The sequence below is a fragment of the Psychrobacter sp. DAB_AL32B genome (genome assembly GCF_002224105.1).
Lineage (GTDB): Bacteria > Pseudomonadota > Gammaproteobacteria > Pseudomonadales > Moraxellaceae > Psychrobacter.
The window spans coordinates 49427-73975 of record NZ_NEXU01000052.1 but is presented as its reverse complement, the minus strand read 5'-3'; the positions used below and the strand labels follow the sequence as shown (position 1 = coordinate 73975).

20 protein-coding genes are annotated in these 24549 nt (G+C 42.6%); 12 read left to right on the top strand and 8 right to left on the bottom strand.

The annotated features are described in order from the left end of the window. Positions 1 to 110: 110 nt before the first annotated feature. Positions 111 to 1370 carry an NADP-dependent isocitrate dehydrogenase gene (icd, locus tag CAN34_RS06165; RefSeq protein ID WP_089554903.1) on the bottom strand — a complete coding sequence of 420 codons (1260 nt, stop codon included), beginning with the start codon at positions 1368 to 1370 and terminating at the stop codon, positions 111 to 113. Positions 1371 to 1586: 216 nt separating this feature from the next. Here icd and CAN34_RS06160 point away from each other — a divergent pair, with 216 nt between their 5' ends. The 3 genes from CAN34_RS06160 (at position 1587) to CAN34_RS06150 (ending at position 3742) form a co-directional block, all read left to right on the top strand. Next, positions 1587 to 2213 carry an rRNA large subunit pseudouridine synthase E gene (locus CAN34_RS06160; protein ID WP_089554902.1) on the top strand — a complete coding sequence of 209 codons (627 nt, stop codon included), beginning with the start codon at positions 1587 to 1589 and terminating at the stop codon, positions 2211 to 2213. 203 nt (positions 2214 to 2416) lie between these two features. Beyond that, the gene (locus tag CAN34_RS06155; RefSeq protein ID WP_089554901.1) at positions 2417 to 3208 is read left to right on the top strand and encodes a DUF305 domain-containing protein; all 792 of its coding nucleotides are present in this window, start codon (positions 2417 to 2419) and stop codon (positions 3206 to 3208) included. Positions 3209 to 3376: 168 nt separating this feature from the next. Next, entirely contained in the window at positions 3377 to 3742 is a 366-nt protein-coding gene (locus tag CAN34_RS06150) for a glutathione S-transferase N-terminal domain-containing protein (protein WP_089554900.1), read from the top strand. A gap of 149 nt (positions 3743 to 3891) precedes the next feature. Here CAN34_RS06150 and CAN34_RS06145 read toward each other — a convergent pair whose 3' ends face one another. Then, the gene (locus CAN34_RS06145; RefSeq protein ID WP_089554899.1) at positions 3892 to 5787 is read right to left on the bottom strand and encodes a M61 family metallopeptidase; all 1896 of its coding nucleotides are present in this window, start codon (positions 5785 to 5787) and stop codon (positions 3892 to 3894) included. A gap of 328 nt (positions 5788 to 6115) precedes the next feature. Between CAN34_RS06145 and CAN34_RS06140 the strand changes: the two genes are divergently transcribed. Both CAN34_RS06140 and CAN34_RS14230 read left to right on the top strand, forming a co-directional pair. Next, positions 6116 to 6601, top strand: coding sequence for a peptidylprolyl isomerase (locus CAN34_RS06140; protein WP_079690809.1), 486 nt, complete (start codon positions 6116 to 6118; stop codon positions 6599 to 6601). Positions 6602 to 6791: 190 nt separating this feature from the next. Further along, positions 6792 to 7001 (top strand): hypothetical protein, encoded by a 210-nt coding sequence (locus CAN34_RS14230; protein ID WP_165767620.1) that lies wholly within the window; start codon positions 6792 to 6794, stop codon positions 6999 to 7001. A gap of 96 nt (positions 7002 to 7097) precedes the next feature. Here CAN34_RS14230 and CAN34_RS06135 read toward each other — a convergent pair whose 3' ends face one another. Further along, positions 7098 to 9308 carry a carboxy terminal-processing peptidase gene (locus CAN34_RS06135; protein ID WP_079690808.1) on the bottom strand — a complete coding sequence of 737 codons (2211 nt, stop codon included), beginning with the start codon at positions 9306 to 9308 and terminating at the stop codon, positions 7098 to 7100. A gap of 473 nt (positions 9309 to 9781) precedes the next feature. Here CAN34_RS06135 and nagZ point away from each other — a divergent pair, with 473 nt between their 5' ends. Next, positions 9782 to 10873 (top strand): beta-N-acetylhexosaminidase, encoded by a 1092-nt coding sequence (gene nagZ / locus CAN34_RS06130; protein WP_089554898.1) that lies wholly within the window; start codon positions 9782 to 9784, stop codon positions 10871 to 10873. Positions 10874 to 11007: 134 nt separating this feature from the next. Here the strand turns inward: nagZ and CAN34_RS06125 are convergent, their stop codons facing one another. Beyond that, entirely contained in the window at positions 11008 to 12684 is a 1677-nt protein-coding gene (locus CAN34_RS06125; protein ID WP_089554897.1) for an OmpA family protein, read from the bottom strand. 485 nt (positions 12685 to 13169) lie between these two features. Then, on the bottom strand, positions 13170 to 14720 hold the full coding sequence (locus tag CAN34_RS06120) for a hypothetical protein (RefSeq protein WP_089554896.1): 1551 nt from the start codon (positions 14718 to 14720) through the stop codon (positions 13170 to 13172). A gap of 479 nt (positions 14721 to 15199) precedes the next feature. On the opposite strand from CAN34_RS06120, the gene CAN34_RS06115 reads away from it, so the two are divergent. The 6 genes from CAN34_RS06115 to CAN34_RS06090 all read left to right on the top strand — a co-directional run bounded on the left by CAN34_RS06115 (position 15200) and on the right by CAN34_RS06090 (position 20387). Further along, positions 15200 to 15808 (top strand): rhomboid family intramembrane serine protease, encoded by a 609-nt coding sequence (locus CAN34_RS06115; protein ID WP_089554895.1) that lies wholly within the window; start codon positions 15200 to 15202, stop codon positions 15806 to 15808. Between the two features lie 120 nt (positions 15809 to 15928). Further along, on the top strand, positions 15929 to 16873 hold the full coding sequence (locus tag CAN34_RS06110; RefSeq protein WP_089554894.1) for a metallophosphoesterase: 945 nt from the start codon (positions 15929 to 15931) through the stop codon (positions 16871 to 16873). 120 nt (positions 16874 to 16993) lie between these two features. After that, the gene (purE, locus tag CAN34_RS06105) at positions 16994 to 17554 is read left to right on the top strand and encodes a 5-(carboxyamino)imidazole ribonucleotide mutase (protein ID WP_089554893.1); all 561 of its coding nucleotides are present in this window, start codon (positions 16994 to 16996) and stop codon (positions 17552 to 17554) included. 210 nt (positions 17555 to 17764) lie between these two features. Next, positions 17765 to 19099 (top strand): 5-(carboxyamino)imidazole ribonucleotide synthase, encoded by a 1335-nt coding sequence (locus tag CAN34_RS06100; RefSeq protein WP_089554892.1) that lies wholly within the window; start codon positions 17765 to 17767, stop codon positions 19097 to 19099. Continuing rightward, positions 19099 to 19548, top strand: a complete 450-nt coding sequence (locus tag CAN34_RS06095) for a YaiI/YqxD family protein (RefSeq protein ID WP_021814375.1) — start codon at positions 19099 to 19101, stop codon at positions 19546 to 19548. Before CAN34_RS06100 ends, CAN34_RS06095 begins: the two co-directional genes overlap by 1 nt. 200 nt (positions 19549 to 19748) lie before the next feature. Further along, positions 19749 to 20387, top strand: a complete 639-nt coding sequence (locus CAN34_RS06090; RefSeq protein WP_089554891.1) for an NAD(P)H-binding protein — start codon at positions 19749 to 19751, stop codon at positions 20385 to 20387. Between the two features lie 91 nt (positions 20388 to 20478). Here the strand turns inward: CAN34_RS06090 and epmA are convergent, their stop codons facing one another. The 3 genes from epmA to CAN34_RS06075 all read right to left on the bottom strand — a co-directional run bounded on the left by epmA (position 20479) and on the right by CAN34_RS06075 (position 23981). Next, positions 20479 to 21507, bottom strand: a complete 1029-nt coding sequence (gene epmA / locus CAN34_RS06085; RefSeq protein ID WP_089554890.1) for an EF-P lysine aminoacylase EpmA — start codon at positions 21505 to 21507, stop codon at positions 20479 to 20481. Between the two features lie 60 nt (positions 21508 to 21567). Beyond that, positions 21568 to 22683 (bottom strand): 4-phosphoerythronate dehydrogenase, encoded by a 1116-nt coding sequence (locus CAN34_RS06080; RefSeq protein WP_089554924.1) that lies wholly within the window; start codon positions 22681 to 22683, stop codon positions 21568 to 21570. 155 nt (positions 22684 to 22838) lie between these two features. Continuing rightward, complete coding sequence (locus CAN34_RS06075; RefSeq protein ID WP_089554889.1) at positions 22839 to 23981, bottom strand: AI-2E family transporter; 1143 nt, start codon at positions 23979 to 23981, stop codon at positions 22839 to 22841. Between the last annotated feature and the right edge of the window lie 568 nt (positions 23982 to 24549).

Here is a 24549-nt window from a genome sequence, read left to right as displayed (position 1 = left end):
TAGCTTGCTGTTCGCAAACGTGACAGAGGCTGCGAAAAATTCATCCCAGCAGCCCTGCCTCGTTTTTGAAGTGTTTAACTATAATTTAAGTAATAAAGCTCATCATACCATTAAGCATTCATATGCTTGATAATCGCTTTACCAAACTCAGAGGTACTTAGTAGGATGGCATCCGGCATCAAGCGCTCAAAGTCATAAGTGACGGTTTTGTTTTTAATAGCGCCTTGGATACCTTTGATTACCAAGTCAGCCGCCTCAAGCCAGCCCATATCTCTTAACATCATCTCAGCAGAAAGAATCAATGAACCTGGATTCACTTTATTTTGTCCTGCATACTTTGGCGCTGTACCATGAGTCGCTTCATAGACCGCAATAGCGCCACCCTTATTGGCACCTGGGGCGATGCCGATACCACCGACTTCTGCTGCTAGCGCATCAGAGATGTAATCACCGTTTAGGTTTAGCGTCGCAATTACTGAGTAGTCAGCAGGACGCATCAGTATTTGCTGTAAGAACGCATCAGCAATCACATCTTTGATAATAATCTCGTAACCCGTCTTTGGATTTTTCATCGTCATCCAAGGACCGCCATCTAGCAATTGGGCACCAAAGCGCTCGGCGGCAAGCTCATAGCCCCATTCTTTAAACGCACCTTCCGTGTACTTCATGATATTACCTTTATGCACGAGCGTCACACTGGGTAAATCATTGTCGATGGCATGTTGGATTGCTTTACGGACCAGACGCTGCGTCCCTTCTTTTGACACCGGCTTGATACCGATACCACAATTTTCTGGAAAACGAATCTTCGTAACGCCCATCTCTTCTTTTAAAAACTTAATGACTTTGATCGCATCTTCACTACCCGCTTTCCACTCGATACCCGCATAGATATCTTCTGAGTTTTCACGGAAAATAATCATGTCGGTCAATTCAGGATGATGGACGGGGCTTGGAACGCCTTCGAACCAACGGACAGGACGCTGACAAACGTATAGATCAAGTTCTTGACGCAGGGCTACGTTTAAGGAGCGCATACCACCGCCAACTGGCGTGGTCAGTGGACCTTTGATACTGATGACATAATCCCGTAAGATTTCAAGCGTCTCTTCTGGCATAAATTCGCCATCGTAGATTTTGGCGGCTTTTTCACCGCAATAGGTTTCCATCCAAACGATTGACTTCTTGCCTTTATACGCTTTTTCTACCGCCGCATCGACCACTTTAATCATGACAGGCGTGATATCTACGCCAATACCATCACCTTCGATAAAAGGAATAATCGGATGGTTTGGCACATTGAAGGATAAATCCGCGTTTACCGTTATTTTTTCGCCGTCTCTTGGTACGATAACCTTGTTATATGACATGAGGTGATGCTCCTTGATATATATTATGTGTTTTAAGCTTCCTTGGCATTCTGTTATGCTAGCTGTTTTGTCATGGTGATGACAGCATTATAAATATTTGTACAATAAGATAAACTTAAGATGCGACACGCCATTAGCTTTATACTTTATTCATGTATTAATTTTTATAATGTATGACCTGCTATCAGTCATTTTATTTTTGGGAAACGCTATTTTATGTCCAGCTCTAGCCTTATTTTATTTAACAAACCTTACGGAGTACAAAGCCAATTCCGTGATGACAGTAATAATGACCACACCACCCTATCAGAATATTTTACGGACAAATCTCTTAGAATCGCTGGTCGGCTTGATGCAACCTCAGAAGGATTATTGATTTTGACCAGCGATGGACGAATTAATAAGGCCATTACTCAACCACCATCTGCTAAGAATTTTGCGCAAAACAAACAAAAACAGGGCAAGACTTATTTGGTGCAAGTGGAAGGTGTGGCAACTGCTGCGCAGCTAAACGAACTGGCATCTGGGGTTGTATTAAAAGATGGGAAAACCTTGCCAGCATCCGCTGTGTTGGTCGTTGAAGCAGAATTACCTATGACACTATGGCAACGCGATCCGCCTATTCGTGAGCGTAAAAATATACCGACGTCATGGTTGATGCTCACTATATATGAGGGTAAAAATCGCCAAGTTAGGCGGATGACGGCGCATGTAGGGCTACCTTGTCTGCGCCTGATTCGCTGGTCAGTTGCAGGGTTTGAGCTTGGAGAACTGGGCGTTGGCGAGTTTGTGCGTATTCACCTAAATAGCGGACATTGTCAGCAATTAGGCATTTTAAATTAACCTATCCTTTTTCCTTTATTAGCTCTAAAGCGCTTAACTGTTGTACTCAGTAGATATATTACGACATGTTAAACATAGCGTTTTGAACGAGTAAGGTTTATCTGTTAAGATTTCAACCTACGTTATATATGAGCTGCTTGCTTTATTTGCTTATTGTTTATCTTATTTTTGATCGTTTGTCTTATTTATAGTAAGGATATGTCATGACCGCTTCTCATCGCTTTGCCTTGTTCGCTACTGGTATTTCTGCTGCTCTGTTGCTAAGTGCTTGCGAGCCAGCAGCAGATAATAGCGAGGTAATACCAGTACAAGAAGCGACACCGACTACGACTGAGCAGTCTGAAATTCCTGGTGATATGGACGCTCATGCTGGTCTTGATATGACTGAAGGCGACGCTATAGTAGACGAGACACAAATGACGGACATGCTCAAAGATTATACGAAGTCGATGACCAGTATGCATAATGAGATGATGGTTGGTATGGGTTATAACGATCCTGATACGGCGTTTGCAAAAAGTATGCTGGGGCATCATCGCGGTGCCATAGATATGGCAAAGATTGAGCTGAAATATGGTAATAATGACGAGATGCTTAAGCTTGCAGAAGACATTATTAACTTACAACAGCTTGAGATTGATATTATGAACAAATGGCTTGCCAGCCACCCTGATGCTCCCAAGCCTAAGCCCAATACCGAAGCCATGCAACAGGCGTATGCGAGAAGCATGGATGTCTTGAGTGGCGATATGGTGTTGGGTATCGCTGACCCTGACCCCGACATGGCGTTTGCGCGCGGTATGCTTGCGCATCACATTGGCGCAGTGGATATGGCAAAAGTACAGCTCAAATACGGTACTGATGAAGAAATGCGGCAATTGGCGCAAGACATCATCGATTCTCAGCAGCCTGAAATCGAAGTAATGCAAGACTGGATTACGAGAACATCATTTGATGCCAAAGAGAGTAATAATCTAACTGGTAGTGCTCAGTAGATGCTAGATGCTAGATGCTAGATGCTAGATGCTAGATGCTAGAAAGATAACTCTTAAAAACAGCCTAATTCATTATAGATTTTTAATTTACAGATATTACCGCTTAACTGAGTATTTAAACAAGGAAGTGGTATCATCCCCCATACGATATAATCCATAGAGGTCTATATGTTAGTTAATTTGATACGAGAAGGTTTAGGACGAATCATTGCTGCTATGAGTGTATTGACTCAAGGTAAGCCAATGGTACGCAGTCAGGAACAGCAAGCGCAAGTGACTGCTGCCTGTAAAAATTTATCACTATATCAATTTTATGCCTGTCCTTTTTGTATAAAAGTGCGCCGTCAAATGCATCAATTAAATTTGCCCATCGAATTTCGAGATATCAAAAAAAATCCAGAATTTCGCAGTGAGCTCGCTGAGAATGGTGGGCGCGTCAAAGTACCTTGTTTGCGTATTGAAGAAAATGGCGACGTTCAGTGGATGTATGAATCAAATGATATTATTGCTTATTTACAGCAACGTTTTGGCTAATATTTTTGATAAGTGAAAGTCATTATTGGCTCGGGTTAGCAACAGCCTATTAATAACAGCCTAACCCGACCATTTATTGATCAGATCGAGTCATGCTCATTCCTTACTAACCTTACCTACTATGCATTGATTTAAAAAACTCTATCCCTTTAAGACTTCATAAAGTCAGGCGTTAACCATTTATCAAACCCTAACTTTTCCAGCTTTAAATTCACCTTATGCGGGCTGGTTGTAGCTACTTTATCTTGTTGGCTATCATTTATCTCACTTTCCACATTCACTGCTACGCTGACACACATCAGCTCATCACGGCGAAAGAGATGGCACTCAACGTCGCGCGATGCATGACTGAGGGTTGCCAACTGCTTATTATCAGCTTTGATACCATCAAGAGCAATGATGACATCATGGGCAGATATGCCTGCTTTAGCAGCTGCGCTTCCACGTCGTACCTGATTCACCTTGAGTCCATCTGGCGTTTCCGTACAGCGCATGCCCCATGGCATAGACTTATCAGCCGTCTCTTTGCTGTTGCTATGCACCGTGATACCGTTTGCCGCTAGCAGCGCTTCAATCGGCAGCTCTTCAACACCATTGACATAATGACGCTCAAATTCTTCCCAATCTGCCAACGGCATAAACCGCCCTATCACTGCACCCATATCGGCACTACTGATACCGATACGTTTATTGTCGTTTTGCTTGGCTTGATTATAAAAAGCTTTAACCACATCAAATAAACGATAACGACCCTCACTTTTTGCAAGCAGCGTTAAATCTAAACATAATGCCACCAACGCACCTTTATTGTAGTAACTGATACCAGCATTACCGGTGTTTTCATCATTGCGATACAGCTTTATCCACGCATCAAAACTCGACTCTGCAACACTTTGATGCGCGCGACCAGGGGTTTGATAGTAGCGATTAACCTGTTCTGCCAGTAGTTTGAGATAGCTTGCTTTGTCAATAACACCTGACGCTTGCAGCATAAAATCATCAATATAAGAGGTAAAACCTTCAAACACCCATAGCAAAGGCGTAAAGGCCTCGCGGCGTAAATCCACATCCAGCATCACATCTGGACGGACGGTTTTTACCCACCATGCATGAAAATACTCATGGCTACATAGACCTAAAAAGCGCTGATAATCGGTGCTCGGCACTTCTGGCTCATTAGCACTTGGTAAATCACGACGCGGGGTAATGAGACTGGTAGAGTTGATATGCTCTAGACCGCCATAATCTTGCCCGCTGGCATACGTCATAAAGGTGTAGTTATTGAATGGCGCATCACCTAGCCAGTTAAGATAGCTTTGACAGATTTGGGTGACGTCTTGCTGTAACCGTCCCATATTAGCATTATGCTTACCGGAGAGAGAAAAGCGATGGCTGAGCGTTTGGTGCTTATGGTCTTGAATGATAAAATCAAACTTCTCTTGTACAGCGATCTCAAATGGGTAATCAATTAATTCATGATAGCTGTTAGCTTGCAGACTATACGCATGCTGTGTATCGCTCTGTAAATGTGTGGCATCAAGTCCACATGCAAGTAAAACGCTGTCTTTATCTTTATCAGCAAAAAATGCTACTGGCACGATTAAACTGACTTGTACAGCTGAATGCTCTTGCCCATCAACGGCTAATGTTAAAGAGGTAAAATTACCATAGAGACGCTGCTGGTCTACATAGGCAGTGCGCACCGATAAATCATAACAGTAAACTTCGTAATGGACTTTTAGTGTCTGCCCTGCTTTAACTTCTGGTAACTGCCACGTATGTTTATCTGTTTTTTGGGCACGATAGTATTCGGAGTATTCATTATTTTCGTTTGCTGTTTGATAATGTACCGCCGTAATGTTTCGAGCAAACTCCCGTATCAAATAACTGCCTGGAATCCATGCCGGTAACCATAAGCTAGGAGCGTCTGTCTTTGCGGTGAAAGTAAGCGTGGCGTCCACTAAATGTTCAAAAAAACGCTCAAAGTTAAATTGGTAATGGATATCGCATATCTGCTGATTAGAAGCATGTGAAGATAAAGTCATGGTCGTTTATTATCCTTATGTTTGTAACTATGGTAGAAGTCATTAGCCAAAAACGCAACTGGCTAACCTTAAACAAGCAAGATGCTAATTAGCAAATATGATAAAAATTTTGGTTAATTTACTTAATTATGCGATTAATTGGCTTTTTTTATTATTTTAACCTTGAAAGTTATGGGAGTTATCGCAATTAAAGAGGCTAACTGCTAAAGTTACCCTAATAAACTGATGATAATTGACTAATGACGTGGCTTTTTGGCTGGCTGATTGGCTTTTTTAGGTTTATTGCAACCGTATTTAAATTTTAATATCAATATATTTAGGATAATTTATGACTACTATCGCAAAAGATACTGCCGTCAAGTTCAACTACACGCTAAAAGACGACGAAGGTAATATCCTTGACCAGTCTCCAGAAGGTCAACCGCTTGCTTATTTGCATGGCCATAGCAATATCATTCCAGGTCTTGAGCAACAACTAGAAGGCAAATCTGCTGGCGAAAGAGTCAATGCTGTCGTTGAGCCTGCTGATGGTTATGGCGAATACCAAGCACAAGCGGTACAACACGTACCACGTGATAACTTCCAAGGCGTTGATGATATCCAACCTGGTATGCAGTTTCAGTCAGAAGCTGGCGGTCAAGTAATGCTGGTAACTGTTACTGAAGTCAATGATGACGAAGTAATCGTTGATGCGAACCACCCATTAGCGGGTAAGCGTTTGACTTTTGATGTTGAAATCCAAGAAGTACGCGCAGCTACTGAAGATGAACTAAACCATGGTCATGTACATGGCGCTGGTGGCGTTGAGCACTAATCTCTGGTAGATATAATGAGAAATGCTTGGGCGATGAATGATTATAAAACTCATCGTCTAATAGTAAAAGGTCAGTAGAGAGTTCTACTGGCTTTTTTTATGGGTAACTTTTAAAAAGCTTTTATATAAATTATCGTTCTTTAGAATTATCAAATGTTAGATGTAACAAAGCCGCATAATGACAAGCATTATGCGGCTTTTATCACCAACCATCCATGTTAATGTTATTCAATACTTAATCCCGAAGTATCTTATAACGGTCAGGCATCCAGCCTTATCATCCCTAATCAGCAAACCACCTATCCCTGATGCGATCTTTGAGATACCAATCCCTAGTATCCATGAAGCTATTCATTCAATCGTGCCGTACAGTTATAATCGCAGATTGACCCTAGGTTAGTAAGAGGTCTAAACGTCAATGCGTGTAAGCATATGCTTACACGCATTTTTAATAACCCTTTAATAGCAGCATTGACAGCTGATAAGCTTGCGCTTTTTACAACTTTTCTTCAGGGCTAACCAGCACTTTTGGATTGGCACTAAGCATGATATAAGCAGCTTCATTAATGAAAGCTTCGTCTTCAGGTAGCTCTGGACGCTCTAGAGCCTTCATCTGGCTACGCTCTTCGAACTTGGCATCCATTGCCGCTTGATAAGTATTCCAATTGGCATAAGGACGCTCACCGGTTGCGATAAGACGCTTATTTTCAGCTTCTAATGAGCGTTTTTCTATCAGCTGCATTTTGGCACGGCGGCTATTGATATCGAGAGGGAAAGGTTTTTTCTCATCTTCCATATTACGGATATCATTTAGCGTTGATAGATAAACAAACTGCGGGTTTTTCTGCTGGCGAATTTTTGACTGTTGGTTAAGCGTTGCTAACGTATCAGCCGTAAACTTACCTTCAGGTTTGTACGGCGCCGTTTTAATCGTATCCCAAGGCAGCGCTTTTTTCTGTGCACGCTCGCCAAAGGTCGCGTCATCGTAGATATTAACCAATTCAACATCAGGCACGACGCCTTTATTCTGCGTACTGCCACCAGTAATACGATAAAATTTACGCTGGGTTAAAGTCGCAGAACCTAAAGCTAAGCTATCCAATTGGATTTGCGCCGAACCTTTACCTGTGGTTGTGCTACCGACGACCAGCCCACGACCGTAATCTTGAATCGCTGCAGCAAATATCTCACTAGCAGAGGCAGACGCTAGGTTGGTGATGACAACCACCTTGCCCTTATAAAGTTGCTCACCACCATCTATATCATCGTAGACTTGAATATTGCCGCGATTGTCACGAATTTGCACCATTGGACCGCTTTTAATAAAGAAGCCGAGCATTTTGGCAACTTCATCGAGCGAGCCACCTGGATTGTTACGTAGATCAACCACTAGCCCGTCGATATTTTCCTTATTAAGCTCTTTGAGTGCCTTTTCGGTATCAATACTGACGCTACGGTAATCCTCACCATTACGGCGGGCGCGGTAATTTAAATAAAAACTCGGTATCTCAAGGACCCCGATGCGCTTTGGTGTTTTATCAATATTAGGACGTTGCACTTCGACGACGCGTTGAGTAACCCCTGATTCTTCTTGCTGAATGATGTCACGAACCACCGTTACATTGCGAGCGCTGGTATCAGGCGTATTGGGCTGACGCACTTTGATCGTCACCGAAGTACCGCGCTTGCCACGAATCAAACTGACAATCTCACGCGTTGACCAGCCGACCACATCGGTCATGGTTTCACCATCTTTTGCGATACCAATAATCAAATCATTGGGCTTAATCTGACCAGATTTGGCCGCTGGACCTCCATCTACCAAAGTTACAATACGAGTATAATCTGGGTTTTTGCGGTCAGGGCGAATCGAAACACCGATCCCTTCTAACTGTAGACTGGATTGGATTTGCAATTCATTGGCTTGAATCGGCGCATAATAATTACTGTGCGGATCATAGGTCAGCATCGCCGTATTTAAGATGGTTTCCATAATCTCATCATCTTTTAGACGGGTAAACTGCTCTTGCTGACGTGATAAGCGATTGAGCAAAATCTCACTCGGCGTGCGTTCATCATTACGCACTAGGTCCTGCCCGCGAGTAATATCTGGATTGTCTAAAAACACTTTTTCTTTTGCTTTTTCGTCTTCTTGACCCAAAGTAATACTCATCAACTGAAACTTAAGCTGGCGCGTCCAATAGTCACGCTGCTCTTTTTTGGTCTTAAAGTGATTGAGCTTTTCACGATCAAGAACGATTGTTTCCTTACCGGTCAAATCCAGATCCGTCTTCAACATCTTTTTTGCCATGGCAAAATATTCATTAGAGCGTTTACGATAGCGCTCAAAGACTTCTACCCCAGCGGACAAATCACCACGCTTAAGACGAGCACCGAACTCATCAGCATATTTTTTCTTAAACTCATCGACATCAGATTGCAAAAACAGCGTATGGTTTGGATCGAGGCTATCGATATACATAGACAAAATCTCGCTGCCTGTCGCCGTATCGAGTGGCTGATTGAGATAATGACTACGATCCAGCAATGCGGCTACTTGGCGGGTAGTTACCTGTTGCTCAGGTGTCTGTTTAAAGCCTTCTGTATTACTATCAGCCACTGCCGTGCCGTAGCTTTGGGTAAGAATAAGACCAGCGATACCCACTGACGCTGCACTAAGTAACCACTGTGCTGGTTGTTTTTTCATCATATATGCCTAATTATTTTAAGTTAAAAGTATGCTTGGTTTTTATCAAAATCAAAAGTTATCTATAAACAGCTGTCCATAAAATTTAGCTGCGTTTTACTCTATTATATTTACCATTAAACCATCCGTTACGCTAGCATTAAAAGCCCACAAATATATGATAGTTATTTTAGTTTTATCGTTAAAAAATCAATCAATACTAGCATGGGCATAAATACTGCACTGTCTCAAACTGTATAAACAATCTTACACGCTACGCTCTCACATACCAAACTTTCTAGCTTATCAATTAGATATGTCTATTTAATAAATATCAGCCAATGCATGCAAATCAATTAATCTGCTACATTATGCTCGGCTCGTAATAGCTGTCATAATAAGATCCTAATAGCGATGCATTATGGATGTCATTTATCATCGTTTTTCCGTTTAACTTATCATATAACAATGTATAGCATAATAAGGATCACGCAATGTATGGCGTCTTAATGATTGATATCGATAGTACTGCACTGACTGCTGAAGATGTCAGCTTAATCAAACAAGCCCAAGTTGGCGGGGTCATATTATTTGCTCGAAACGTGGCAGATGCGGCGCAAGTGCGCACGTTGTGTGACGACATACGTTATCACAATGCGGATATACTCATCGGAGTTGATCAAGAAGGTGGCCGTGTCGCCCGCCTACGTAACGGTTTTACGCCATTGCCAGCGATGGGCAAGCTCGGTGAGTTATTTAATCAAGATTCCAGCCACGCCCTTAGCTGCGCTTACGATTGTGGCTACCTGATGGCAGCAGAAGTATTGGCCGTCGGGATTGATTTGAGTTTTGCGCCGGTGCTCGATAGAGACGGTATCAGCCAAGTCATCGGTGATCGCAGCTTTCATCATGAACCCCAAGCTATTACCGCTTTGGCTACCCAGTTTATGCGCGGGATGAAAGCGGCTGGTATGGCAACCACAGGTAAACACTTCCCGGGTCACGGTGCTATCGCTCCGGACTCACATGTGGCGGAAGCCATCGATAATCGTAGTTTAGATGAGATTATAAATAGCGATATGCAGCCTTTTGCGCAAACGCTGCCGTGGCTTGATGCTTTAATGCCAGCACATGTTATTTTTTCACAAGTAGATAATAAACCAGCGGGATTCTCAAAAATTTGGCTCAAAGATATCATTCGAGATCAGCTTAAGTTTGATGGCGTCTTATTTTCTGATGACTTATCTATGGCAGGGGCGCAAGCCGCTGGCGATGTCAGTGCGCGCGTCACAGCAGCGATTGAAGCGGGTTGCGACATTGCTCTAGTTTGTAACGATCGCGTTGCCGCTCATGAGGCAGCAAAAGCGGCACAAGACCTGCCTTATCCCAATCAAAGCCGCATTAAAACCATGTGTGGACAGATACCAGTTTGGCAAGGCGACCTCGAATCTACTTGTCAGCAGTTTGAGTATTGGCAACAGGCAAAAGATAATATCTTACAGACGTTCTTTCCTGTTCAAGCAGAACCTCAAGCATTAGCTAACACTGAATTAAAAGATCCGACTAATTATAAACAATCTTTGTAAAAAATATTTTTAGCAAAATAAAAACCGCACCTTAATTAAGATGCGGTTTTTCTGTTTTAGAATTTAATTTAAGACGAACCTTTGATACCAGTCAATTACTGAGGACCCGTCATTAATACTTTACTTTCGGGTTATTAATTGCTTGCTTTCGGGTCTAATGCACTACCACGGCTGGCGTCATCACTATCTGGCATCAAATCATCGTTATCACGATCTAATGGGTTCAAATCTGGATCTGGCATATTTGTGCTTACACCGCGATCATCAGCATCAGGCATTAAATCATCATTATCGCTGTCCAATGGATTCAAGTCTGGATCAAGCGCGCTGTTGCCAATTGCTATACCATCGTTTGCCGTAGCAGTCTCGTCATATACCACAAACTCAATACGGCGGTTACGGAAACGACCTTGCTCAGTTGAGTTGTCGGCCACAGGATCGGTTTCACCCATACCCTTGGTCATCAGCTTACTTGGGTCAGCACCTTGTGCTACCAAATAATCTTTCATCGACTGGGCACGCTCTTGTGACAACTTCATATTGTAGGCAGCATCCGCTGTTTTATCGGTATGACCAATGATCATGAGCTTCATATTGGGCACTTGTTCCATCAACTTAACTGCACGGTCTAATAGCGCTTTATTAGCATCTGGAATGACAGCCTTATCCACTTCAAAATTAACTACTTGTAGACTTAGAGCACGAGCCACGTCACGAGGATCTGGATTCTCACCAAGATTGTCCATAGCGGCTTGAGAGGCTGTCAGGCTGTTATCAATCTCACTTTGAGCATCTAATGGACCTTCAGCGATCACCGTCATTGCTGGCGCAGCAGCTTGTAAGTCAGCCACTAGCTTGCTTAGAGCGGCAGCGTCAGGGGCATTGACGGTAATCTCATTGCCTTTGATCAGCATGCTGGCATTTGGTACGTTTTTAAATATAGGTAAAATAGTAGCAAGCTGAGTAGCAGCTGGCATATCTATTGAGAAGCTGTTATCGACATCCGCACGGCAATTATTGGCATCATCACCAAAGACGCCATTGAGGGCAGTCATCACATTACTTTGTAGCGTGTCATTACCAACATTCATACGGCAAGCATATAGCTCACTATTTTCGCCCGTAGCGATACGCAACGACGCAGGCTCAATACTAGCAGCGACAGATCCATCGCTATTAGCTGCCTGTTGTTCGGTAATAACGGGCGTACCAACCGGCTCAGGATTGTCTTGGCAACCTCTTAATAGCGCCCAAGCCAAGGCACCTAAAATAATCAGTCCAATGATAGGCAGTAGCGCTTTCATAAAGCTGCCATCTTTTTCCTCTTCACGTCCCAGTGGGGCCGTAGTTGTGGTAGTAGAAATGCGTTCACCAGCAGGTGCAGCGGCAATCATGCCAGCAGGCAACACAGCACTTGCCCATACAGGAATATGATGCTGATAGTTGGCAAGATTATCATTTAAAAACTGTGGTACTGGCGTTGTACCAGCCAAGCTTTTTATTTCGTGATAGGCAAGTGGCGCTGCCATAGCAAGCAGACCACGCGCAGCCGTGACATCGACATTATGTTTGCCGGCAAGCTCTCGAGCAATTTGGTCACGATGGGTGTCTTCCGTCCATACCCGATCATAGAAACCTTGGTCATCATGCGCGATATTGTCATTGGCAAAACGATTATAGGTATCATTATCTGCTAGTCGGGCCGCAAAAATAGCGTAAAACTGTTCAAGCAAATTTTTCTTGGCAGGATTGTGATCATCACCCAATACTGCTGGGCTCACCGTCCGTGTTAAGTGACTGATAATATCCATGGTGTCATTCCTCAATTAATAATTATTTTAAGTAGCTTGTCTTATACAATTTGAGTTCTCAAAAAATAGAACTTTGGTATTAGGTAATAAACGATACTAGCTAATAACCCAAAAGCAATAAAAAGCCACGCGGCGAAAATTAGCGACGACTATATCCAACTTTTGTATTATAAAAGTATTAAGCATGCATTCACAATCAACGCGCTGTTGTACAAATGCTACATTAAGTAATATTTCAGTTGTTACTCGTAACTATAGCGCCTATAAAGTACAAACTACTAACATAGAAAGGACTGGCAGCATGATTATGAATGACGTAGTTATGAATGCCGTAGTTATAAACGGCATACGTCGAATTATTTTAGAACATAAAGTTTCGCTTATTTAAAACCTATATTTTGTTCTAAACATATTAAAAGTGCCCTATAAAAATCCTTATAGGGCACTTTTTTTAACTCTTTATTATTTTGTTAAAACAGTGTTCTTTATCTTCTGACTTGCGCAGGCTCAACCACGATGACATTGTTTGCCATCTCATCTGCTTCAGATAAGGAGATCGGACCGTTTGATCTTGCAGGTACATTATTGAAATCATTGTTATTTCTTGCAGGAGCGGGCATCACATTATCATTTGTATCATCATCTGACGCCTGATATTCCACATTATTGCTATTGTTATAAGGGTTGTTTGCAGGGACACCATCATTTTGGAATTGATTATTCGAACTACTTGAACTGTTCATTGCCGTCTCATCCTCTACTCCCGCACCATTATCAACATTACTACCGTTATTAAAATTGTCAGGTAATGGTAGGGGCGCAGTACTGTCAATCATGACTGCTGGCATCAAAGTGCGTATATCCGTAACCAAACGCTGAAGCTGCATACTGTCTGGCGCTTCTAAGGTGATACGGTCATTTTTCAAGTGCAAACGAGCAAATGGAGTCGATCTCAACAATGTCAGCATATTCGGTAACGCTTCTATAGGCATATTAGCAACGCTGTTGGCAACGCCCGTTTGTACTGTCAGCTGGCACATACTTGCCTGCTCACCGAAACTGGTATTAAGTGCTTGTTGCAGTATACTTTGTAGCGCTGCGTCACCGACTGAGGCGCTACAAGTGTATAAACTACCGTTATTATCCACCCCAACAATAAGCTCAATCGGCGTTAATACTTGCGCTGGGGCCGCAGTCACAGGTGCTACTACTACAGGCGCTGTCTCTACAGCTTCAACTGGTGGCGTATCATTTGGCTTGATTAATAATGCCCACACCAGCCCAATGGCTGTGATCGCTCCTAGTAATACAAATGTCCATAACAACAGATCATTACGCTGATTGCGGGTACGAACTTTTTCGCGCCTCAAGTCTTTGTTTTCCGCTAAATGATGATCCGCAGGACTGGCATGAATAGCATCTGTACTTAGGTTATCGAAGTTATCGAAGTTTTCGACAGCAGGTTCTGTCTGCAAGTTTGTCGATGGGTTGATGGCACTAGCATCAGCGACCTCATATTTACTTAAGGCGACAGGTATCGTTGCTGCTATATTGGCATCTGCTATCACACTTTGATTATTAAACAACTCATCATCAGGATTCTGTGAAGCGGTAATGATGGGTGCTGACCATGTCGGCAAATAATGGCGCAATGAGGGTTGCTCGCCTTGTAAAAATGCGGGCAAAAACTGACCGTTTGCAAGTACCTTGAGCTCATGATAGGCAAGTGGCGCGGCATTCATGAGCAATTGCATAGTCGCAAACTCATCAATATGATGGGTTGCTGCAAGCTCTTGAATCATGGTTCGCCTTACCTTTGGTGCTTGCCATAGCTGCTCAAATAAAGGCGTTTGTGCGGCATTGTCAGCAGTAATTATCTGATCATCACGCAGTAATTGTGAGTAGACTTGTGGCAATGCTAAGCGCGCCACCAAAATTGCATAAAACTGCTCTAATAAGCTGACATGGGACACGCTACTCTTGTCACCTAACACAGCTGGGGTAACCGTTTGTTCTAGTTGATCGATGATACTCATAAGTTACTGTCTCTATCAGCGTTAATGTTAAATAGTTAAAAATTGTTTATTTATCTCTATAGGCCGCGTTTTATAAATCGCTTACCAAAGAAGTCGTTTACAAAACTGAGTAATTCGTTGGCAATGTTGGTATATTAATTGCCTTTTATCGTAGAGATATCGCAAGAATTGCGCACTCGATAAGCAATAATTGAATAATATCAGTGCATTATTTTTCGATAACGTCAATCGTTACGGTCAGTATACGAAGCATTACTCATTCTGCCTAATACGGTGTTATATTATTCGATATAAACAATCATTAAAGCATAATTTTGTCGCCTATTGGTTTTTGCATCATCACTGCTACTATCGTTAATATGAGCATATAACTTTTTATGATTGGTCAGATTTAAGTGTTATTCAGCCATAATACTTAGGCTTTAAGCATTGCCACATATATCACTGCTGTTTATCAGGCTCGGCCTAAGGATTATCCATTGTTTAACCATACAACGCTTATTATTATAATCACGGTTATTATCAGTTTATTAGCGTGGCAAAACAAAACCCTCTTTAATCGACTTATTTTTTATCCACCAGCGGTAAATAATGGTCAATGGGATCGCTTTGTCACTCATGGATTTATTCACGCTGATAGTATGCACCTCCTATTTAATATGTTTACCTTGTATTTTTTTGGTCGAGCTATCGAAGGTTTATATCAGCCGTTTTTGTTCGGTTATGGCTTCGTGGTTTTTTATGTACTCGCCATTATTGTCGCGATCATTCCAAGCTATATTAAGCATAAAAAAAACGCCAGTTATCTAAGCCTTGGTGCGTCAGGTGGCGTATCAGCCGTACTTTTTGCTTTTATTTTGCTCGCGCCTTGGGAAAAGATTTATCTATTTGCAGTTATCCCTATCCCAGCAATATTATTCGCGGTCGCTTATGTTGCTTATAGCATCTATTCAGATAGACGTGGCGGCTCAAATATCAATCACTTGGCACACTTGTGGGGTGGCGCGTTTGGGGTAATAGCAACGATTATTTTAGAGCCACAAGTACTGCCGCATTTCCTAAATGCGCTATTGTCGCCTGGTTTTTAAGCGCTGCTAATTTTTACTTTGTACGAGCTTCTTATTTCTACTAACCGTTTAAATGATTGAACGGTTGTTAATATGGCTTTATATTGTGGGCAATTTTATCTTTAAATTTGATGATTTATTATGATTATAGATGTTATCGGTGATATTCATGGTTATGCAGATAAGCTAGTCGGTCTGCTAAAACAATTAGGCTATGTTCATAATGGTCAGCATTTTGTGCCGCCATCAGGTCATCGGGCGCTATTTATTGGTGATTTAATTGACCGTGGCTCGCAGCAAGTAGCGACGTTAGAGACCGTCTTTGCCATGCTTGATGCGGACGTGGCTGATGCGGTAATGGGCAATCATGAATATAATGCGTTGGCATTTGCTACCCTGGATCCTAGTGATCATACCCAGTATTTACGCTCACATAATGAAATACATATACGTCAACATGAAGCATTTTTGGCAGAAGTGCCGTTTGGTTCAGAGAGCCATCAATATTGGCTACAGCGGTTATATGAAATCCCATTATGGATTGAAACAGACTACGCTTGCTTTGTGCATGCCTGCTGGGATGTAGATAGTATGGCGGTACTAAAGCCGCTATTAACTGACGATAATTGCCTAACGCTGCAGGGGTTAATAGCCACGTCTAAAGAAGGTACTGCGCCATTTGACGCGCTAGAGCGAGTATTAAAAGGCGTAGAAGTACCGCTACCTGAGGGTATTGTGATGATTGATAAAGAAGGTACTAAACGCACGCGAGTACGGGTACGTTGGTGGCTTGAGGAGCTGAATAAACGCACTATTCATGAGGTTGCTCGTGCGCCTGCATCAGCCTTGGCACAAATTCCAAGTGACGTACTGGCTGAAAATATCGATTTCGCTCTCAAAACTGATAAACCAGTGTTCGTTGGTCATTATTGGCTAACAGGAGAACCTGAACCACTGAGTCCACAAGTCGTTTGTACTGATTATTCAGCAGCAGTAGACAGCGGTTATATGACCTGCTATCAGCTCGATACCGAACAGCCACTGTCATTAAAAGCCAGTAATTTTGTACAATACCTACACGATTGAGACGGTAATACAGCTCAGCAATATCATTGCTATTAACCCAGCTTCTGTATTAAACAGCAAACTTGGCTTTACGAATGCAGCAAAACTTTTGTATGATGGTCTTTTTGAGGATATCAAAGCATGAGCACCACATCAGCTACGGTTAACGCGATTGATCAAAACAGCCCTATCACCTCTCCTGCTGGGCAACCAAAAGTTGGCATTATCATGGGCTCACAATCGGATTGGGCGACCATGAGCGCCGCAGCGCAATTGCTAGCAGATTTTGATATTGCTTTTGATTGTGAAGTGGTCTCGGCACATCGTACCCCTGACAGATTGTTTGACTATGCCAAAAGTGCCAAAGGTAACGGCTTGCAAGTTATCATCGCTGGTGCAGGCGGAGCCGCTCACTTGCCCGGTATGTGTGCCAGTCAAACACCGCTGCCTGTCTTTGGTGTCCCTGTAAAATCATCGATGCTCAGTGGTTGGGATAGTCTACTGTCTATCGTACAAATGCCTAAAGGCGTTGCCGTTGGCACTTTAGCAATTGGTGCCGCAGGCGCGTATAATGCTGCCCTGCTTGCTATTCAAGTCTTAGCTTTGCATGATGAGTCGATTGCTAGTAAGCTCGATCATCTACGTCTATCGCAAACCGACACTATTCTTGCCAGCCCAACACCAGGTATTATCAATAACTAATGATCATTTGCTGCATTAAAGTGAATAGTAGCCGTCTTTATCTCTAATGACCATTGTTTGAATATACAAGTTCTCAACTCAAGCATTATTTTTAGATGAGCGGTAATAAACATAAGGTGCATACATTGCACCTTTTCCTATTTCAAGAAATTAATTGTTAGATTTTTATACCCCAAAAACCCTATTCATTTTTAATTCAAAGAGCCTGCCATGACTACAGCGAACGCTTATCCTGTTACCCAAACCATTCGTACTATCGGTATTTTAGGCGGTGGTCAGCTTGGTATGATGCTTGCCGAAGCAGCCATGCCGTTAGGCTATCAGTGCGTTTTTTTAGAAGACAGCGCTGATTGCCCTGCCAGCCTATACGGCCGTGTTTTTACTAGTGAGCAGTTAGAAGCATTTATTGAGGCTGCCGATGTCTTTACTTTAGAATTTGAAAACACGCCGACTACTACGGTTGAGCAACTGGCAAGCCTATCGCAATCTGGCAGCAAGCAAGGTATGTTTCCGCCACCGATTGCCCTTGATATCGCGCAAGACCGCTTAAAAGAAAAGCAGATGTTTAACTCGCTTGATATCGCAACTGTGCCCTTTATGGCAGTCAATTCTGAAGCCGAATTAAAGCAAGCGTGTGATGAATTGGGACTGCCTATCGTCTTGAAAACCAGTCGCGGCGGTTACGACGGTAAAGGTCAGTTTGTGATTAAGCAAGACAGTGATATCAAAGCGGCTTGGCAAGACCTCAAAGATGCCGTTAGTGGTAAAGGCTCTCTTACCGCAACGCCTGCCCCATTGATTGCAGAAGGTTTTATTAACTTTAGCCGTGAGGTTTCTATTATCGCCGCACGAGCACAAAACGGTCAGGTACGCTGTTATGATTTGGTCGAAAATTATCATCATCATGGTATTTTGGCCAAAACTCAAGCGCCTGCTGTTGGTACTAGTCATTTATTCAAGCAAGCAACCGATGCGATTACTACTGTCATGAATCATTTAGGCTATGTTGGCGTGATGGCGCTTGAGTTATTTGTGACCAAAGACGCTCGTGGTAATGACGCGTTACTTGCCAACGAGATTGCCCCGCGTGTGCACAACTCTGGGCACTGGAGTATTGAGGGCGCTGTCACCAGCCAATTTGAAAATCATATTCGTGCCGTGGTAAATTTACCATTAGGCGATACCGACAATATCCATCCAGCTATTATGGTCAATGTGTTGGGCCAGTATCCTGATATCAGTGCGGTGCTCAATATTGACGGCGTGCATTATCATAGCTACCACAAGGCTGAGCGTGACGACCGCAAAATTGCGCATATTACCTTGATGCCCAATGATGTGGCAGATTTAGAACCAGCTTTAGCAAAGCTTGTTGCCGTATTGCCCAATAAAGTTGGTCTTGATAAAAAACCAGCGGCTATTGTAGATAATAAGGTTATTACTGATACTGACCAAACCTTAGAAAACACTAAGCTAGGTATTGAAGATAGCCAAATAGATAGTGCCGTAGACGCTAAAGCAAAAGTAAATAAGGCTCAGAAATAATGCAGATTTGGGTAGATGCCGACTCGGTGCCATTAATTGCCAAAGACTTGATCATCAAAACCGCTGAGCGCACGCAAACGATGGCGATATTCGTCGCCAATCAGCCGATTAAGCTGCGTAAGTCACCACTGCTCGTCATGACAGTGGTGCCGTCTGGCTTTGATAAAGCCGATGACTATATCGTCGAACAAATACAACCAGGCGACCTCGCTATCACCAGCGACATTCCTTTGGCCAATGATATTTTAGACAAAGGCGGCATGGTCTTGACGACCCGCGGTATGGTTTATGATAAAAATAATATCAAGCAAAAGCTCAACATGCGTGATTTTATGGACACCATGCGTGGTACAGGCGTGCTCGAGCTACAAGAAATGAGCGGGCAAAAACCTTATGGCGACCGTGATAAAAAAGCTTTTGCTGACGGTCTCAATCGTTTGGTCCGCTAAACGTTGTTGGTTAAACTGACTCTAAAAATTACTCTAACCCTCTCTCTTACCTACGCGTTATTCCCTTGCAAACGGTATACATTCTATAACCAAACACTATGCAATCTGCACGCATCATAACGAAGCATGCCAGTTATTGTTGTTACGCTATCTGCAGTTTTTATACTATAAAGCGAACACATACAACAATAGGAATGATTATGAAGATTTTAGTGATTGGCGCAAGTGGTCGAGTGGGTACTGATTTGGTTAAGCAATTATTAGCAGATGATCATCAAGTTATCGGTACTACCCGTCAGGAAGAAAAATTATTTGATGACGATAATTATAGCCAACTAGACTTAGATATCACCGCCGAAAAAGACGCTATTCAAAGCCAAATTGACCAAGATATTGATACAGTGTATTTTGTCGCTGGTTCTGGCGGTAAAGACGTTCTAGAAGTCGATTTACATGGTGCGGTTAAAACCATGCAAGCAGTCCAAGATAAAGGTATCAAGCGCTACATTATGCTAAGCACAGTCTTTTCATTAGATACCAGCAAATGGAACAACCCGGGTATTGCTGATTTAAAAGAATACTATATCTGTAAGCACTATGCTGATCAGTGGTTGGTCAATAATAGCAGCCTTGACTACACCATCGTCCAAGCAGGGGCGTTAAAAGAACGCGCATCTACTGGCAAAATCACCATCAATGATGATGAAGCCGGTGAAAACTCGATTGAAGATGTTGCCAACACGCTAGCTGCTGTATTAAATAGCGATAACACCATTAAGAAAGTATTTAGTCTGCATAATGGTGAGACGGCCATTGATGAGGCTGTCGCAAAATTATAATAAAGCCAATCTCCATAAGAATTAAAGCAAAAAAAGCGAGTAAGTCGAAAGGCTTACTCGCTTTTTTTATGATGGACTGTTTAATAAATCATCAAGCCAAACCGCTTGGAAACGGAATCACCTTTTCTAAGCTCTTTACACCAGTTATAACCATGAGCAGTCTATCAATACCAACCGCAATACCGCTACAAGGTATCAAGTCATCAGACGCAGCCAATAGATGCTCATCGATAGGCATTTGTGGTAAATCGTGGCGCTGACGCAATAGATTATCCTGCTCAAAACGCGCTCTCAACGCCTGCCCATCTGCCAGCTCGTCATAGGCATTGGCAATCTCAATGCCATTGATATAGAGCTCAAAGCGCTTAGCAACTTTATTGCCGTCTTTGTCAAAATCTGTTTTTGCTAATGCGGCAGTGGCTGGCGGATACTCTATAATCAACGTCGGCAAATCGTGACCCAGATTTGGCTCGACCGCATGGCTAAATAGTAAATCTAACCAGCTTTGACGCCGATTTTCATCACTATTATCTGAGCTGCTGGCGTCAGCATTAAAATCAAAACCGGTCAGACCTTTATCTTCTGCTACCGCTTGTAAGGCTGAAAGGCTGGCTGTCAGCGGATGAATGCCGACAAAATCCATAAAGGCGTCGATATAGCGATAATGACTCATCACAATTGGATAGCCATAAAGCTTCTCCAATAACTCACCAAGCTCGGCCGCCATATTGTCTAGGCTATAATTTGGCTGATACCATTCAAGCATAGTAAATTCAATATTGTGCCGTACGCCTATTTCGTTATCGCGAAAGACGGGGCAAATCTGATAAATAGGTACTTGCCAGCTGGCCAGTAAACGCTTCATGGAAAATTCAGGTGAGGTGTGAAGATAATAAGTACAAGGTTTATCTTGATAGGTGACTTGCGCCGCAACTGACTGCAAAAAGGTATCGGTATTACCTGCTTGCGATAGGAGCGGCGTCTGCACTTCCAGCACTTGCCGATTGGTAAAAAACTGACGGATAGCGTTTATGAATTGCGCCCGCTGCTGCGCCATCGCCAAGGTCATGGTTGGGGCATAGCTGGGTTCAGATAAAGGCTGATTAATTGCTTGGCTCATTACTGTCTACTACGCCTCATGAATCCTAAAAACAGGGGTTTAAATGGTGATACTTAACTTTTAAGACTGCCATTCACGGCGTAAGCGATAGTCACGGCGCAATTGGTCAAAGTCAGCACCATTTACTTGCCCATCAGCTATTTTATTTCTTAATGAAGCATCATCTTGCCTAATGTCATAAAATTTTATCAGTCTATCTGGATGTGCCTTGAGCTCAGACCATAAAAACATATTGAGCGGTAATAAAGTATGCATAGATTGAGTGGGTATTACTGCTAATTTTTCACATAGGGCATCATAAATGATTTGCGTGCCGCGCAGCTTACCTTCAACCGTATAACCTGCGATATGCGGTGTGGCAATCGCCAGCTTGGATAATAAAGCCTCAGACACCTGCGGCTCGTATTCAAACACATCAAGTACCACTTGCCGCCCAGTATGCTCGATATCCGCTACAAGGTCACTTGCATCAATTACCGGTCCGCGTGCACTATTAATCAGCATGGTATGCGGCGACATCATTGCCAAAGACTTTGCGTTGATGAGATGACGTGTTGGATAATCGCTGCCGTTGCTGGCTTTATCCTCACCTTTTTTATCTGTTAAAGGGACGTGAAGACTGACTACATCGCTTTGGCTCAAAACCTGCTCAAGGCTAGCGTTATTAATGTCCGAAGTTGATAGCAATGGATCATAACCCAATACTCGCCAGCCCAAATCACTGGCATACTGAGCAAGCGTGCTGCCAATATTACCAAGCCCGATGATACCCAATGTTAATGGTGGCAGGGATTGCTGCCAATACTGCGGACGCAAGGTTAAGATCGCGGTCAATACATATTGCGCGACTGAATGCTTGCTACAACCAGCAGCATTGGCAAAAGTGATATTGCGTGTCGCCAAATAATCTTGATCAACATGATCGGTACCGATAGTCGCAGAACCGACAAACTTCACACTATGATTATCAGCTAATAATGCCTCCCCTACTAGGGTCACAGAGCGTATCAACAATACATCTGGCTGACATTCTGCCAGCAATTTCGCATTGATATCACGTCCAACAACACGAATTACCTTCACCTGCCGCTCAGCATCCTGTCCAAGTGTCGAAGCATTAAAAAAATCATCAAGGTTTGCGATATTACTATCAGCCACAATCGTGATATTTTTAATAGTATCTACCCTGTTTTCCATAGTATTCACAACCGTTTCATTTAATAGTGGTAAGCCTTTCTATTGATATAGGCTTTTTTATATAATCTATATTTACTGACAACTCATTTATTCATGAGAATTAATATTCTAACTGATCGTTTATTACGTCATTGTTAGTCAGCTGTTTTTTGATTCTGTTCATTGTTTTTGAGTATGTTTTGACCATCAGCTAACATCACTTCTTGCTGAGCAAACAACTCATTCTTATGCTGCGATATCCATTCACGCCATACGGCAAGTCCGATTGCTAACACCACAGGACCGATAAACAAACCCACAAAACCAAAAGCTGTCAAACCGCCCAACACACCAATAAAGATGATGATAAAAGGAATTTTGGTGGCGCCACTAATGACGATAGGACGGATAAGGTTATCAACCCAGCTAATCACTAGGATTCCCCATAGCGCTAAGCCAATACCTTCAACGGTATGTCCTTGGCTAAGTAGAAAAATCGATACGCCGCCCCAAACGAATGGTGTGCCAAATGGAATTAAGGCGATGATAAAAGTCAATATCGTCAGCAAAATAGGACTTGGTGCACCCGCAAAATAATAGCCGATACCAGCTAGCATTGCCTGAGCCAATGCAGTCAGACCAATACCATAGACTACCGCACGCGTAGTCGTACCAACAGAGTCAATATAACCATCGATACGATTGCCAATAATATTACGTAATGCTTGGCGGATTTGGCGAATCAAGCTGGTACCATCACGGTAAAAGAAAAATATCGTCATGAGCGCCATACCAAGCTTAGCAAAACCACCAAACACCACATCAAACGCGACTTTGCCATAGTATAAATGTGACTGCACCCAAAGACGAAAGGCCTCTAGCGTCCCGTCGGGATTTTTATTGATTCTCCATAGGATGTCTTTGACTTGCTGCCCTATAAATGGCAAATCTTTGATAGAGTCAGGCACATCCAAATACCCTACTTTAATACGATAGATTAAATTGCTAATTAGGCTTAACGCTTCTTGCTGCAAGATGAATATACCGACCACCAAAGGCACACCTATCATCAAAGAGATGCTCACGGTCATAATAGCCGCGCTCAAATTTGAACTAAACCTGACTCTTTGATGAAAAAAATTATAGATAGGAAAGGTGACATATGCCAAAATCGCCGCCCACAATGCCGGTACAATAAAAAACTGTACGACTTGGAAACACAACACGAACAGCACGATTAATAAGGTAATCGCCAGTAAGCGCTGAATAATAAATTCTTTTGTCCAGTTTTCAATCATATTGTATAAACCAAGGGCGGACAGCAGCAACCTAATATGGCTCTACTGTAAAGCTTATAAATGGGTCACATCAATTACCGACGAGGTCCGTAATTTTTATCCATTAGCGAGAGTTTTAAATAGTACAGGTTTGGGTAAATTTTTGCTTCGAATGTAGTTGATTTACTATCATAGTATGCAACAAAATAGCCCAAATAAATAAGGCTATGTTGTAATCTTTACTTACAACTTTCTTTATGCCGCATCTACCTCTAAATAGGTTAACTATCAATAATCGTAAAATAGCATTATCTGACCAAAAGCCTAGCCAGCCATTGCTTTTTTATTCATTTTTAGATCCGACATCTAGCCAGCTAAATCACTGGCCGGTTCTATTAGTAGCGGTAATTGATGTTATACTAAAGCAATTAATTTAAACTTTTAAATGCCGCTACGTTGGCTTGGCTTTATTTATTTTTATCTTAATAAGCCTTTAGCATTTTTAAAATTATTTCTCGCAATCCTCGTTTGTTAGCCTACTCTAGACGATAGTAATATCTAATTTTCAGAGCAGCGCTACCTATGTTGG